Origin of the sequence: Nitratidesulfovibrio liaohensis, assembly GCF_011682075.1 — a bacterium.
GTDB classification, from domain to species: domain Bacteria; phylum Desulfobacterota; class Desulfovibrionia; order Desulfovibrionales; family Desulfovibrionaceae; genus Cupidesulfovibrio; species Cupidesulfovibrio liaohensis.
In genome coordinates this window covers 1-14,533 of the sequence record NZ_VSMK01000486.1, presented here as the reverse complement: position 1 = coordinate 14,533, position 14,533 = coordinate 1, and the positions used below count along the sequence as shown (strand labels likewise).

Genomic DNA, 14,533 nt, shown 5'->3' with positions numbered 1-14,533 from the left:
GCCGTGCAGCGCCCCATTGGCAGACATGGCCAGCAGCCCGGCCAGGCTGGACACCAGATGCCCGGCGATGACCGGGCGCGGCCTGGCCACCCGCAGATACACGCAGGCCGCATTGATGAAGCAGGTGGCCGCCAGCGGCGGGTAGAGCACCGCCACGCCGCTGGCCGTGGACAGCAGGGCGATGGCGGCCAGCGCCACCCCGCCCCCCAGCGAGCCCCAGGTCAGGCGGGTCAGCGAGATGACCCCCGGTCGATAGACGTCGCGCTCGAATTCGCGTTTGCACGGCGAGTTCAACCGTAGCTGCACCATGGCGTGCTCCGTGGCGCGGGAACCGGCCCGACCGGTGACGTTGGCATGCCCCTGCGTGACGGGGGCATGCCGCTGGTGTGCCCCTGGCGTGGTCTGTGTTCACGCCATGCGGGCGTGCCGGTTCCCGGCGGTTCAGTCTGCGCGCTTCACGTACAGGATGGACTGGGCACTGCGCTTCTTCAGCAGCTTCTTGCCTGCCGCCTCGGCCTGCATGAGCAGCAGTTCGCGCTCGCCAAAGCGCAACGCATCCGCCAGGCAGACCTCCACGCAGACCGGCTCCTGCCCGTGCACGACGCGGTCGTAGCAGAGTTCGCACTTGTGGGCGAAGCGCCCTTCCGCGTTGAACTGGATGACGCCGTAAGGACACTTTTCGATGCACGTGCCCGCCCCGGTGCACTTTTCGCGGTCGATGCGCACGATGCCGGTCTGCGCGTCCTTGCTGATGGCCCCGGCGGCGCATGCCTTGATGCACGGGGGCTTCTTGCACTGCTGGCACATGACCACCCAGTGGTCTTCGGCAAGCTTCGGAAAGGTGCCGGTCAGCTCGCCTTCCACGCGCAGGTAGTGGCTCATGCCTTCCGGCATGGCGGTTTCATGGTTCACCAGCCCGTGGTGGTTGCGGCAGGCCACGATGCACGTCTTGCAGCCGATGCAGCGGTCGAGGTCGACCATGATGCTCAGTTGTTTCATGGCTGGCTCCTTTACTTGGTGATCTTCACCCGGGTGGAAACGTGGGCCTCGCCACCGCGCAGGTCCTGCTCGTCCAGGTGCGAGCCCGCATCGGCGATGAGTTCGTTGTCGCCCGCCCACGCGCCGCGCGACGCCACCTTGCCCATGGTCTGGCCGAAGCCGTGGATGAGCCCGGCGCAGCCCGGCTTGATGCGCTCTGTAAGCGCGGCGGGCAGGCGCACGGAACCGGTGGCCGAGGCCACGGTGACCATGTCGCCGTCGGCAATGCCCAGCCGGGCGGCATCAACGGGGTTGAGCAGCACGGGGTTGGCGTCGATGCCGGAAACCGGGTCGCGCAACTGGGCGTTGTTCTGCGACCAGGCTCCGGTGTTGTTGAGGAAGATGGTGCGGAAGTTGACGAGGATGAACGGGTACTTGTCCGCATCACGCCGGAATTCCAGGGGCAGTTCCGGGCTGGGCCACTGCTGGCCGATGTCGCCGTACATCTTCCATTCCAGTTCTATCCTGCCGCTGGGGGTGTTGAAGCGCCCGGCGTCCTCGTACTTGCGGAAGCCCACCGTGCCCGGCGACCAGATGGCGCCGCCGTCCAGCATCTTGCGCATGGACATGCCGATGCCGGAAAGCTCGATGTCGTAGTATTCCACGTCGTCCTTGAAGGCGAAGTATTCTGGGAACATGCGCTTGCCGAGGTCGATCATCACCCTGTTGGCATGGCGCGATTCGCCAACGGGCTTCACCACGGGCTGGCATACCGCCGCCGTGTGGCCGAAGTTGTACCACCACGGCATGTACAGCAGTTCCCACCGCTCGAAGTTGGTCTGGTCTGGCAGGACAAGGTCTGCCCACTTCATGGTTTCCGAGGGCATGATCTCGGTAAGCACGAACAGTTCGAGGGCGTAGTTGCCGTTGCGGCCCTTCAGGGTCATGGCCTCGCGCCATTCGCCGGACCCCATTTCCGACAGGGCGGGGTTGCATTCGGAGGCGAAGAAGACCTTCAGGGTACCTTCACGCACCGCCTGCGCGGCGTACCACGTGGGTTGCAGGAAGAAGGTGTAGTGGTCGAAGCGGCTGCGGTTGGGGCCGGTGCGGTGGTAGCCCAGTTCCTTCAGGTTGGGCGGGGGCGGCACCGGGGCCACCGGGGCCATGGGGGCTATTTCCGGCATGGGCTGGCCGCCGGGGTTGTCGAGGTTGCCGGTGATGACCAGGAAGATGGACCACGCGTGGCCCCAGTCCATGGCGTTGCCGTACATGATGGACTTGAAGGCATCCACGCACACGCTGGGCGCGGCGGCGCACATTTCCGCCAGCTTCACGATGTCGCGCGCGGGCACGTCGCATATCCTGCTAATGGCCGCCGGAGTCTTGTCCTTGATGAAGGCCATCAGCCCGTCCATGTCGCCGGGGCGCACCCACTTGTCGCAAAAGGCCTTGTCGTGCAGCCCCTTGGTCAGCAGGTGGTTGCACATGCCCAGGAACAGGGCAGCGTCGCCGCCCGGCTTGATGGGTATCCACCAGTCGGCCTTGCCTGCCTCCGTCCGGAAGATGGGGTCGATGACCACGAGCTTTGCGCCGCGTTCCTTGGCGTCCAGGATGTCGCGCGGCACGCAGGCGTCGTCCAGGCAGCCGAAGGGATGGCGGCCGGACAGGATCATGACGCCGCCCTTGGGCACCGTGTAATACATGGGCGCGATGTGGTGGTTGGGAAAGCAGCCGAAGGTGTGCAGGTGGGCCATGATCTTGGCCGAATCGCAATGCGGCAGCCCGGTGGTGATGAACCCGCCCATGGCATTGACGAAGCGCCACTTGGGGTCGGACGTGGAATGCGGGAACATGGAATAGGTGAACTTGTGCCCCTCGCCGCGCTTGCGCAGTTCGCGCAGCTTGGTTTCCATGATGTTCATGGCCTCGTCCCAGCCGATGCGCACGAACTTGCCCTCGCCGCGTTCTCCCACGCGCTTCATGGGGTGCTTCAGGCGTTCCTGCGAGTACAGCGTGGTGATGCCCGCCATGCCCTTGACGCACATCTTGCCGCGTGCGCGCGGATTGCCCTTCACCTCCCTGACCACGCCGTCCTCCACGCGGGCAAGAATGGCGCATTCCGCCTTGCACTGATAGCAAACCGTGGGAATCCATTTGCTTTCGCTCATGTTGCCTGCCTCCGTTCTGGGTGTGAATGGCCAGCCGGGCCATTGCGCATGCCGGGGTCTTCATCAAGACAGAGCAGGCGGGAGCGAAAAAGGTTCCCGAAACAGGCATGAAAAGAATGCAACGCGTGTCTTTTTTTCAGGGGGCGGGCGCGGGCAGAAAGTCTGGGCAGGCAAAACCCGGCAGGGCCGCGGGTTCCGCCAGCACGCCCGCGTCAACGGCCAGCCGGGCAAAGGCGGTCATGCGCGGGGCATCCGGTTCCAGGTCGTCGAAGGTTATGGCGCCGCGTTCCAGCACCTGCCGCGCCACCCCTGCGTCAATGCCGGTAAGGGCGGACTGCACGGCAGCCCCGAAGGCCGGATCGCGGCGCACCCTGTCGCGTGCGGTCAACAGCGCCCGCACGTAGTCCGCCACCACCTGACCGTGCCTGTCCGCAAAGGGCTGGCGCACGACAAGGATGCAGCACAGGTGGCGGGGCAGGATGTCTGCCGAGCGCAGCACGGTGTGTCCCACGCCCTCGTGCAGGCATTTGGTGCTCCATGGTTCCGCACAGAAGAACGCGCCGATCTCGTTGTGCTGCATGGAGGTGATGACCGACGAAGGATTGACGACCAGCGTGGGCAGGTTCGAGACGCCGGAGCATTCCTGCCCCATATGGGCCAGCAGTACCCGGTGGGTGGAAAACGCCCCCGGCAGACCCATGACCCTGCGTCGTCCCGCCAGCCGCGACAGGGACAGCGCGCTGCCCTCATGGTGGCCATCCATGATGTAGCGCAGGGGCGCGCCCGCGCCGCGCAGGCTGAGGGCCAGCGGCGCCATGATGAAGGCGGCGTCCAGTCGTCCGTGGGTCAGGTCGTCCGCAAGGGCTGCCCACGAAAGGTAGCGGCGCGAAAGCAGGGGCAGACCCCGACCGCGCAGCAGGTGGTCGGCGCACATGGCCAGCAGGTGGTCGGAGATGGGCAGGTAGCCCACGCGGAACAGCAGGTCGCCCCGGAAGCGGGCAAGTTGCTGTTGCAGCAGCGGGCGGGCGGTGAACAGGCGTTTCTTTACCGTGCCTTCGGGCAGGCCGCAGGCGGCGGCCACCTGCGGGATGGGAAGCCCGTGGCGGATGTGCAGGCGGTTCACGTCGAGCAGGTGCGGGGGCAGGGCGGCAAGGGCGGCATCGCACGCGGCCAGCAGTTGCGCGGTGCCCACTTCGTCTTCCGGCGTGCGCCCTGTGGAGGGAAGCAGGGCGTTGTCGTCCAGCACTTCCAGCGAGATGGCCGTCGGGCGGCTGGCCGTGATGCGGTGGCAGTGGGTGGTGAGGATGGCCGCGAACCACGAGGGGAAGGCGTCCGGCGAGCGCAGGGAGTCGAGCTTGCGGAAGCAGGTGAGAAAGGCGTCCTGCACCGCGTCTTCGGCATCGGACGTGCGGGGCAGCTTGCGCCGGGCAAGACCCAGCGCCCAGGGCGTCAGCCGGGCCACCAGCGCCCGCCAGGCATCGGCATCGCCCCGGCGGGCCATGCACACGATGGAAGCCAGGGAGAACGGCATGCCCATGGGGCATATCCTCCTGGTCAGGCGCGGTTCTGGGGCAGGGCGCGAGCATGGATGTGAAGGTGTGTGGCGTCAATTCCGTTAGAAAACGGCGGGGATGGCGGGGTTTGCGGCGGGTGGGGTTGTTTGCGGGGGTGGTGGAGTAGAGGAAGGGCGTGCGAGGGGTGAAAGTAGGGCGGGATGGTGGGGCGTGTGATGGGCAGGGTGCGGCTGGGAAGGTGAAAACGCGAGGGATGCGGGACGGGATGATGCCGGGGGACGAGAAGGACACGAGGTTGAAACGAAGCGGGGCCAACCGGGTTCGGTCGGCCCCGCAGGGAAAGGCAGGTTTGCGTGGCGGGGGGCTGTCAGATCAAGCCGAGACTACCTCAGATCAGTCCAGTTCCTCGTCTTCCATGTCTTCGCCAAAGCCGTGGTAGTCGGCCAGACGGCGCGCCTTTTTCAGGGCTTCCGCGCATTCCTTGGCGATGGCCTGAATGCCCTTGGCGGACACGGCATCGGGCTTGGGGGCGTCGGCCTGTTGTGCGCCGTCACCCAGGCCCGCGCCAGCACTGCTCATGGCGTTGGCGCGCATGGCGTCGGTGAAGATCCAGACACGGTTGGTGAGGTAGCGGCTGTCACCCGCCGTCCACGCGGCACTGCCGCTCTTGCACGTGGCGGGAATGACGCCGCGCGTGCCCGGCCTGTCAGTGAAGCACTGGACGTACAGGCTGTAGTCCGCTTCTCGCCGCACCTCCACGAAGGCGCACAGGGCGTGCTCGTCCTCTTTGTCCATGCCCTTGGAGGTGGTGGGAATGGCCCCTTCTTCAAGAAGGTCGTGCGGTGCAAGGTGGAAGACGTTCATGCTGGCTCCGGCTGGTATTTCTGATGGAGAAGGACGCAAGTGTTCTCGCACCCACTGGCTGGCATCATAACGAAAGAAGGGGTCGGACTGTGTCCAACCCCTTGAAATATGGCGGAGAGGGTGGGATTCGAACCCACGTACCGGCTACTAACCGATAACTCGATTTCGAGTCGAGCGCGTTACGGCCACTTCGCTACCTCTCCGCGTTGCCAACCGGGGCTAGCCCGTGGCGGAGTGACCTTTTAGGCAATTTCCGGATGGAATGCAAGCCCCACGTGCTGGCCTGAAGAAACAGACCGGTTGCCCCGTGGGGAGCCGTCTCTGACGTGCCCAGCGCTGGTCCGCTTGCCGTGCCCGTGGGGTAATGGTGCAGACTGGTCGCCCGTTGTCCGGTTTGGGTGGAACACCGGTACGCATGGGTTGCCGGGTGCCATGTTATAAATAATTACGTATTTGTTGACATGTTTCAACCGGCCCCGTAGCAGCAAAAAATGATACCCCGAGCAGTCGGATTGGCGAATGTCGGCATGGTGCACGGCATGTGTTGCCGATTCGCGGAAAGGAGTGACAACACAGGGAGTACGCCATGTGCAAGGATGTCCAGTACCCGATCATTTATGTTCGCGGCTATGCAATGACCAAGTCCGAAGTCAATGAAACGACAGCTGATCCATTCTGCGGTTTCAACATCGGTTCAACAGTGTATCGTGCGGCAACGGACAGATCGAAAAAAGCCAGGAAATTCATTTTCGAATCGCCGGTTGTCCGACTGATGACGGATTTCGGGTACAAGGACGTCTTCGAGGACGGCATGGACATCATGGATGAAGGATGGTCCGGCGCCTTTCCGCAACGCTCCATAGTGGTCTACCGCTACTACGAGCAGGCGTCGGATTTGTTGGGGCAGGGCGAGACTCCGGACATCAGCGTGTTCGCCAAAGGACTGAGTGATCTGATCCTGCGGGTCAAAGACCTCGTCTGCGCCAATCCGGCAAACAACATGTCTGCTGACAAGTTCAGCTGTTATCTTGTGGCGCATTCCATGGGAGGACTGGTCTGTCGGGCTTTTCTGCAAAACCCCGCGTTCGGCAGCGACACGGCGCGGGCCTGCGTGGACAAGGTGTTCACCTATGCCACACCGCACAATGGCATAGACATGGGTGGGCTCAACGTTCCGGATTGGCTGACGATGTTCGGCATGGATACCTTCAGCCGCGAGAACATGGCGAAGTATCTGAACGTTGAGCAGTACGCCGCAGTCGACCCGAACGGGCGTGTGGACTGGCTGCCCGATCTGGGCGGTGCAGGTTGGAAGTTTTCCGTGGACCGCTTTTTCTGCATGATCGGCACCAACCGGGGCGACTATGATGTGGCCATGGGCCTTTCGCGTACGTTCTCCGGGCACGGCGGCGACGGCCTTGTGAAGATCGAAAATGCCTCGGTCTGGCGCCCGGCAGATGGGGGCAACGAGGCCGTTCCCTCTCCGCGTGCCTACGCCTACCGCTCTCACTCCGGCTATTTCGGGATAGTGAACAGCGAGGAATCGTACCAGAACCTTATCCGGTTCCTGTTCGGGGATGTGCGTATAGACGTCTGGGCCAACGTGGATGACGTGCGTCTGCCCGTCAAGGTTGCGCAAGCAGCCGGAAACAAGCCGGTAAATGCCAATTACCTGTTCGAAACATCCATTGCGCCGCGAGGAAAACTGTGGAGCCTTACCCGGCGCAAGGCCGAGGAAGACTCGGCTGCCTGCCGCAACTACGTGGCACTGGCTGGATCCGATTCGACAGCGAAGAGCATCTATCTTTCCAGCGTGTTCCTGGGAATGCAGTGGCGTGTGAACCCGAACTCGACTTCCCTGGCCTACAGCCTTTCGCTGTGCGTGCGTGTGCCGGAATACGAGATAGACAACAGGCTCTGGCTCGACGACCACTACGAGGGCGGTGCGCTTTTCCAGGATACTTTGGTGGTGGAAGCGTTCCTGAACCTTGCCGACAAGGGTGTCACGCATGTCGACTACGCATGGCGGAGTACCGGACAAAGTGGCCAGTATGTGGTTCCGCAGGATCAACCTAACGACGTGCTGGTTCTCGCCGTGCCGTTCGGCAACAACAACACTCCCGGCATCAACGGGGTGTTGCGGTGTTTCATCTCCGAGTGGAATGTGTAGGGAACTGTTCAGGGGCGCGCCCCGATACGAGCCTGGCACGAGCCGGGAACGCCGAAGGCGTGGCGCCACGTTGATGGCCGCATGTGCGGAAGCTGTCGTGCCGTTGGTGGTGCGCCGGGCACAGTGAAAGGGCGGGGTTGTTCCCGCCCTTTCCGCTACCTCCGCTCCCGGAAAAACTCCTGCAACAGCGCCCCGCACTCCGCCGCGCGCACGTGGCCCATGTGCCACACCCGGTGGTTGTGGAAGGGCTGGTCCAGCGCATCCAGGCAAGAGGTGACCGCACCGGCCTTCAGATCGGGTGCGCCGTACACCACGCCCGCCACGCGGGCATGCACCATGGCCCCGGCGCACATCAGGCAGGGTTCCAGCGTCACCACCAGCACGGCGCCGTCCAGCCGGTAGTTGCCGGTACTGCGGCAGGCCTCGCGCAGGGCCACCATTTCCGCGTGGGCGGACGGGTCGTGCGTGGCCACGGGGGTGTTGTGCCCCGTGCCGATGATGCGCCCCTGCCGGTCCACCACCACCGCGCCCACGGGCACTTCTCCTTGCCCTGCGGCCATGCGGGCCTGCGCAAGCGCGGCATCCATCAGCGCATCCCACGTCCAGCCGGGCGGGGCAGGGGGCACGGGGCCAGCCGGTCCGCGCAGGGCGTAGGGCGGCAGGATGAAGGCGTCGTCGGTCACGGTATTGCTCCGAAAAATATCCGGCCCGGTTGCCGTCTGGTGGCCGGGCCGGTTTCTGTTGCGTCTTCGGCGCGGCGCAAGTCCGCAAGCCCCGTTTGTCGCGCCTTTGGGCTGTGTCGTCACGAGCGGGAATTTTGTTCTCTGCCAAGGAAGAACTGTTTTTTATGTAGGGAGTGTACTCTTTTTGTACTCGACCGAAATAAAAAATGGTTCTGACGCAGGCAGAGGGCAAAAGGGCGCTCGTGACGGCACAGCCTAGATGATCACGTGCTTCCTGATGTACGCCACCACCTGCTCGGGGGTGTCCAGCACGGTGAAGAGTTCCATTTCCTCTTCGCGGATGAAGTCGTACGACACCATCTTGTCGCGAATCCAGTCCAGCAGGCCGTTCCAGTAGTCGCTCTTGTACAGGATGATGGGGAACGGCTTGATGCGGTGGGTCTGCGTCAGCACGAAGGCCTCGGTCAGTTCGTCCAGCGTGCCCACGCCGCCCGGCATGACCACGTAGGCCATGGCGTACTTGATGAACATCAGCTTGCGCACGAAAAAGTAGCGGAAGTCGCAGCGCGTCTTCACGAACTGGTTGGCGCCCTGTTCCATGGGCAGGTGGATGTGCAGCCCAACGGACGTGCCGCCCGCGTCGAAGGCGCCCTTGTTGCCCGCTTCCATCAGGCCGGGGCCGCCGCCGGTGATGACGCCGTACCCGGCCTCCACCAGTTTGCGGGCAATGGTTTCCGTCTCCGCGTACAGGGGGCTGTCCGGCTTTACCCGCGCGGACCCGAAAATGGACACGCAACGGTCCAGGTCGCTCAGGGTTTCGAAGCCATCCACCAGTTCGGCCATTATCTTGAAGAGCCGCCACGACTCCTTTATGGACAGGTTGTCAATCACGTACTGCTTGGAAGAACCCATTGCACACTCCTTGAGTTTTGCGCACTATACGGATTCCGCGCAGCCCGTGCAACGCCCGGAAATCGTTCTCGGGTCTGGCGTGCGGGGTGATTGTCCCCCGGACTGGCGGACTGGCCCGGACTGGCGTATTTTTCCGACGTGGTACCGTCCAGCCTCGCGGGTCCGGCACGTCCCGCGTACCCCGCGCAACGGCCATGCCAGCCGGAGCGCCCGGGGCGTCCTCGTCCACCCTGACGCATCCCGACGCATCCCAACGCATCCCAACGCATCCCAACGCAATTGGCGCTTACGGCATCTCCGCATGGTCCGCCATCCGCGCCTTCACCACTCACCGGAACCAGAGGAACGGCATGAACATACAGTTTCTGGGAGCCGCGCAGACCGTCACCGGCTCGTGCTACATGCTGGAAGCCAACGGCACCCGCTTCGCCGTCGATTGCGGCATGCATCAGGGCAACTCCGAAATCGAAAAGCGCAACGTCAATACAGACATTTACCGCCCTGGCGACATCGCCTTCTTTCTCGTCACCCACGCCCACATCGACCACACCGGCCTTCTGCCGCGCATGACGCGCGAAGGCTTCAAGGGCGACATCTACTGCACCCCGCCCACGCGCGACCTGATGGACATCATGTTGCAGGATTCCGCACATATCCAGGAAATGGAAGCAGAGTGGGAAACCCGCAAGCAAAGCCGCTTCGGCAGGCGCAAGCCGGTGGAGCCCCTGTACACCATGGCCGACGCCCAGAACGCCGTGCGCAGGCTGCGCCCCGTGGAATACAACGCCCCGTTCGAGCCCGCGCCGGGCATCCGCGTCACCTACAAGGACGCGGGGCACATTCTGGGTTCCGCGTTTCTTGAAATAGAGGTGACGGAAAACGGCACCCCCACACGGCTGGTGTTTTCCGGCGACCTGGGGCGGCCCAACCAGCTTATCGTCAACGACCCCGACCACCCCGCCCGGCCCGACTACCTGTTCATGGAATCCACCTACGGCGACCGCGACCACAAGGATTCCGAGAACAGCCGCGCCGAACTGGCGGAAGCCATCGCCTACAGCCACGGCCACGGCGAAAAGGTGATCATTCCCGCCTTTGCTGTGGAACGCACCCAGCAGGTGCTGTACACCCTGCACATGCTGTGGCAGGAGGGCAAGCTGCCCGCCGACATGCCGGTGTACATCGACAGCCCGCTGGCCATCCGCGCCACGGAAATCTTCCGCAAGCACCCGCGCTTCTACGATGACAACCTGAAGGCCGCCTACGCGCGCGGCGAAGACCCGCTGTCCCTGCCCAACCTGCGCTACACCCTGAGCAGCCAGGAATCGCAGGCGCTCAACGGCATGAAGGGGTCGGCGGTGATCATTTCGGCCAGCGGCATGTGCAACGCCGGACGCATCAAGCACCACCTGCGCCACAACCTGTGGCGGCAGGGGGCGTCCATCGTGTTCGTGGGCTATCAGGGCGTTGGCACGCCGGGCCGCAAGATAGTGGACGGCGCCCAGACCCTTCGCCTGTTCAACGAAGACGTGGCGGTGAACGCCAAGGTGTTCACCATCGGCGGCTTTTCGGCCCATGCCGGGCAAAGCCACCTGCTCGACTGGGTGGGGGCCTTCCAGCACAAGGACATGGAAGTGTTCCTGGTGCACGGCGAAGAAAAGGCCCAGACCACCCTTTCGGAAAAGCTGCACGAGCGCTACGGTCTTACCGTGCACGTGCCCACCTACATGGAAGAAGTGACGCTGAAGCCGGGCCGCACCATGCTGACCGCGCCCGACGAAAGCCGCGCCCACCCGCGCGTGGACTGGGAATTTCTGCTGGGCGACACCGAGGCCAAGGTGGCCCTGCTGCGCCAGCGCCTGTCCGGTGTGGAAACGCGCCCCTGGGTGGAACAGGTGGACATCCGCGACCGGGTGGCCGACCTGAACCGGGAAATACTGAGCCTGTTGTCGCAGGTGTAGATTCAAAATTGTCTTTTTGCCCGTTGGCATCGTCAAACTTCGCCTGCCATTTCGGTCGAATACGATAAGAGTATGCTCCCTCATGGCAGGCTCGTTTTCCTTGCCAACGGGCAAAAATCCTAATTTTGAAACAGCACCTCAGCCTAAGTTTACAATGTTTCAGGAGAGATATGCGCATCATCGCAGGTGAATACGGCGGCCGCGTGCTGAAGACGGCCGAAGGGCCGGGCTACCGACCCGCCATGAGCAGGGTGCGCGAGGCGCTCTTCTCCATGCTGGAATCGCGCGGGGTGGTCTGGCCCGGCCTGCGCGTGCTGGACCTGTTCGCGGGCAGCGGCAGCCTGGCCTTCGAGGCGCTGAGCCGGGGCGCGGCAGAGGCGTGGTTTGTGGAAACCGCGCCCAAGGCTGCGGAACTCATCCGCAAGAACGCCCAGACGCTGGGTATAGCCCAGGAACGCTGGCAGGTGGTGCAGGAAGACTGCAACAAGCTGCTGGCGCGCCGGTCGCGCACCACCTTCGACGTGGTGTTCATAGACCCGCCCTACGGCGCGGGCCAGCTGTCGCCCACGCTGCGCAACGCGGTGCGCAACGGGTGGCTGGCGGACGGGGGCATCGTGGCGGTGGAGGTGGAGGCGCGCCTGCCGCTGGACCCGGAACGGGAAAACGCGGCGCTCGTGCCCATCGTGGACCGGACCTACGGACAGACAAGGATCGTGCTATGGACCACGCGCGAGAACGGGTAGGGCGTCTTGCCATCTACCCCGGCACCTTCGATCCGCTGACCAACGGGCACGTCAGCCTCATCCGCCGGGGCTGCCAGATTTTCGACAACGTGGTGGTGGCCGTGGCCGCCGACACGCCGAAGACGCCGCTGTTCTCGCTGGACGAGCGGGTGCGCATGGCGGAGGACGTGTTTGCCGGGCATCCCTCCATCACCGTGGAGCCGTTCACCGGCCTGCTGGTGGACTACGTGGAGCGGCGCGGGGCCAACGTCATCCTGCGCGGGCTGCGCGCGGTGTCCGACTTCGAGTACGAATTCCAGCTGGCCCTGATGAACCGCAAGCTCAAGCGGCACATCCAGACCGTGTTCCTGATGACGGACTACCAGTGGCTGTACATCAGCTCCACCATCATCAAGGCGGCGGCCAGCCTGGGCGGCGACATCAAGGGGCTGGTGCCGGAGAACATCTACCGCAAGCTGCGCGAGAAGTACGGCTATCCCTACCCGCTGGGCGACGACATCGATCTTGGCTTGGGTGGGCCGGGGGGGCATGGCGGCAAAGGTGGCGCGGGCGGTCCGGGCGGATTGGCCGGAGTCGGCTCCGCCGGGTCGGCCTTTGGCGCGGGCCTCGGCAACGGGGGCTTTCTGCCGCGTTCCATGGGCGCAGGCCTGAGCGCCGAGGGTGACGACGCGCTGCGCAACGGCTGCCTCGACCCCGACGACGATGGTTATGGCGGGGGGACGCCGCCCATGGCCCCCACGTTTTGACGGGTTCAAGCAAACGGTCCTTTTGTCCGCTGGCGACCGACCCGAAGGGCGCGTAGCGTGGCCGTTGGGCGAGCCTGCGAGCCCTGCGGACATCGAGCGCAGAGCGGTCAAACTTCGGCTGCCAAGGCGTTGCTGTCCACATCCGTAAGACTCGAAGACTCGCCAACCGCTGTGGCTCGGTCGAATACGATAAGAGTACGCGCTGCGGTCCTCACCTGTAGGACTCGCAGACTCGTCCAACAGTTGAGGCACTCCCTCATGGCAGCCTTGTTTTCCTTGCCAGCGAACAAAAATCCTCGTTTGCTTATAAAACGGGGGGTGGCATTGTAATGGCCCTCTCCGATAATTCTTCAGATTCATTGATCCGTACGCCCCCCATCCGTGTGATCTGCCTGGTCGGCCCCACGGGGGCGGGCAAGACGGCGGCGGCGTTGCATCTGGCGCGCACCTTCGGGGGCGGGGTGGTCAATGCCGATTCGCGGCAGGTCTACCGCGATTTTCCCATCATCACGGCCCAGCCCTCGCCCGAGGAGCGCGCGGTGTGCCCGCACCTGCTGTACGGCTTTCTGGCCTGCACGGAAAAGATCAGCGCGGGCGTGTGGACCGACAGGGCCACGGCGGCCATCGACGCGCTGCATGGTGACAGGCTGCTGCCCCTGCTGGTGGGCGGCACCGGCCTGTACCTGAAGACCCTGCTGGACGGCATTGCCGACATCCCCCGCGTGGATCCGGCCATCGGCGTGCGGCTGGAGCGCGAATGCGATGCGCTGGGCGCCCCGGCGCTGCATGCCCGGCTGGCCACCATCGACCCGGACTATGCCGCGCGCATCCACCCCAATGACCGGCAGCGCGCAGTGCGTGCACTGGAAGTGCACGAGGGCACCGGGCACACCCTGTCGTGGTGGCACGCCCGGCCCGTGCCGCCGCCGCGCTACGCGGCGATGCGCATCGGCATGGACATGAGCCTCGACGAACTGACACCCCGGCTCGACCGTCGCATCGACATGATGCTGGAAGCAGGCGCGCTGGACGAAGCCCGTGCGGCGCGCACCGTGTGCGACGACCCCGCCGCCCCCGGCTGGTCGGGCATCGGCTGCGCCGAACTGTACCGCCACCTCACTGGTGAATTGCCCTGGGCCGAGGCCCGGCTGCTGTGGCTGCGCAATACCCGCGCCTATGCCAAGCGGCAGCTGACGTGGTTCCGGGCCGACAAGCGCATCCACTGGATCAGACCCGACGACCTCGACGCCATGGCCGCGCTGGCGGGCGCCTTCCTGCACGGCGAGGCAGCGGAGTAGGGCACGCCCCTTCGGCTGCATCGCCGCCTCCTCATCCCCCCTTGCGGGCGCTGCCTGCCCGGCAGCCACGCACCCTGAAAAGCGACCACGTCAGTTGTCACATACTCACCCGTGGTGTAGCATGCGCCAAACCTCAGGGAGGCGTCATGAACGCACAAGATACGGAGAACTCCGGTCGCAAGCCGTGGAGCCCCTATGTGGGCGGCGCGCTGAGCGGCCTTCTGGTGGTGGCCTCGGTGTGGGTGACGGGCAAGTACTTTGGCGCATCCACCACCTTCGTCCGCTCGGCGGGCTTCATGGAGCGGGTGCTTGCGCCGGAGCACATGGCCGCGCTGGACTACTTCGTCAAGGAAGCGCCCAAGGTGGACTGGCAGTGGATGTTCGTGGCCGGGATCTTCGTGGGGGCGCTGCTGGCGTCGCTGGCCTCGGGCACCTTCCGCTGGCAGGCGGTGCCGCCCGGCTGGGCGGAACGCTTCGGCCCGTCGCGGCTGCGGCG

Annotated in this window: 12 protein-coding genes, 1 tRNA gene and 1 pseudogene; 6 read left to right on the top strand and 8 right to left on the bottom strand. The window is 64.7% G+C overall.

What is annotated here, in order from left to right; genetic code table 11:
- The 6 genes from FVW27_RS14670 to FVW27_RS14645 form a co-directional block, all read right to left on the bottom strand.
- Positions 1 to 309: HPP family protein (locus tag FVW27_RS14670; RefSeq protein WP_167126476.1), on the bottom strand; the 309-nt coding region annotated here is incomplete at its 3' end.
- 132 nt (positions 310 to 441) lie between these two features.
- Positions 442 to 999 (bottom strand): 4Fe-4S dicluster domain-containing protein, encoded by a 558-nt coding sequence (locus tag FVW27_RS14665; RefSeq protein ID WP_167126473.1) that lies wholly within the window; start codon positions 997 to 999, stop codon positions 442 to 444.
- An 11-nt stretch (positions 1,000 to 1,010) separates the two neighbouring features.
- On the bottom strand, positions 1,011 to 3,146 hold the full coding sequence (locus FVW27_RS14660) for a molybdopterin-containing oxidoreductase family protein (protein WP_167126470.1): 2,136 nt from the start codon (positions 3,144 to 3,146) through the stop codon (positions 1,011 to 1,013).
- A 136-nt stretch (positions 3,147 to 3,282) separates the two neighbouring features.
- Positions 3,283 to 4,683, bottom strand: coding sequence for a sigma-70 family RNA polymerase sigma factor (locus FVW27_RS14655; protein ID WP_167126467.1), 1,401 nt, complete (start codon positions 4,681 to 4,683; stop codon positions 3,283 to 3,285).
- A gap of 370 nt (positions 4,684 to 5,053) precedes the next feature.
- Positions 5,054 to 5,524 (bottom strand): hypothetical protein, encoded by a 471-nt coding sequence (locus tag FVW27_RS14650; protein ID WP_167126464.1) that lies wholly within the window; start codon positions 5,522 to 5,524, stop codon positions 5,054 to 5,056.
- Between the two features lie 109 nt (positions 5,525 to 5,633).
- A tRNA-Ser gene (locus tag FVW27_RS14645) sits at positions 5,634 to 5,727 on the bottom strand.
- Positions 5,728 to 6,110: 383 nt separating this feature from the next.
- On the opposite strand from FVW27_RS14645, the gene FVW27_RS14640 reads away from it, so the two are divergent.
- Positions 6,111 to 7,694: an esterase/lipase family protein gene (locus FVW27_RS14640; RefSeq protein ID WP_167126461.1), complete on the top strand. Its 1,584-nt coding sequence runs from the start codon at positions 6,111 to 6,113 to the stop codon at positions 7,692 to 7,694.
- A gap of 155 nt (positions 7,695 to 7,849) precedes the next feature.
- Here FVW27_RS14640 and tadA read toward each other — a convergent pair whose 3' ends face one another.
- Positions 7,850 to 8,281: a tRNA adenosine(34) deaminase TadA gene (gene tadA, locus FVW27_RS14635; protein ID WP_167126479.1), complete on the bottom strand. Its 432-nt coding sequence runs from the start codon at positions 8,279 to 8,281 to the stop codon at positions 7,850 to 7,852.
- Between the two features lie 351 nt (positions 8,282 to 8,632).
- Positions 8,633 to 9,289, bottom strand: a complete 657-nt coding sequence (locus tag FVW27_RS14630; RefSeq protein ID WP_167126458.1) for an LOG family protein — start codon at positions 9,287 to 9,289, stop codon at positions 8,633 to 8,635.
- Positions 9,290 to 9,639: 350 nt separating this feature from the next.
- On the opposite strand from FVW27_RS14630, the gene FVW27_RS14625 reads away from it, so the two are divergent.
- From FVW27_RS14625 to FVW27_RS14605, 5 genes and pseudogenes are all read left to right on the top strand, one after another.
- On the top strand, positions 9,640 to 11,250 hold the full coding sequence (locus FVW27_RS14625; RefSeq protein WP_167126455.1) for an MBL fold metallo-hydrolase RNA specificity domain-containing protein: 1,611 nt from the start codon (positions 9,640 to 9,642) through the stop codon (positions 11,248 to 11,250).
- Positions 11,251 to 11,420: 170 nt separating this feature from the next.
- Positions 11,421 to 11,993, top strand: a complete 573-nt coding sequence (gene rsmD / locus FVW27_RS14620) for a 16S rRNA (guanine(966)-N(2))-methyltransferase RsmD (RefSeq protein ID WP_012611327.1) — start codon at positions 11,421 to 11,423, stop codon at positions 11,991 to 11,993.
- Positions 11,969 to 12,499 (top strand): annotated as a pseudogene (gene coaD, locus FVW27_RS14615) (pantetheine-phosphate adenylyltransferase); the annotation flags it as partial. The gene rsmD and the pseudogene coaD, both read left to right, overlap by 25 nt.
- A gap of 569 nt (positions 12,500 to 13,068) precedes the next feature.
- The gene (gene miaA / locus FVW27_RS14610) at positions 13,069 to 14,037 is read left to right on the top strand and encodes a tRNA (adenosine(37)-N6)-dimethylallyltransferase MiaA (RefSeq protein ID WP_167126449.1); all 969 of its coding nucleotides are present in this window, start codon (positions 13,069 to 13,071) and stop codon (positions 14,035 to 14,037) included.
- Between the two features lie 146 nt (positions 14,038 to 14,183).
- Positions 14,184 to 14,533, top strand: a 350-nt coding sequence (locus FVW27_RS14605; protein WP_167126446.1) for a YeeE/YedE thiosulfate transporter family protein, incomplete at its 3' end; no start/stop codon positions are given.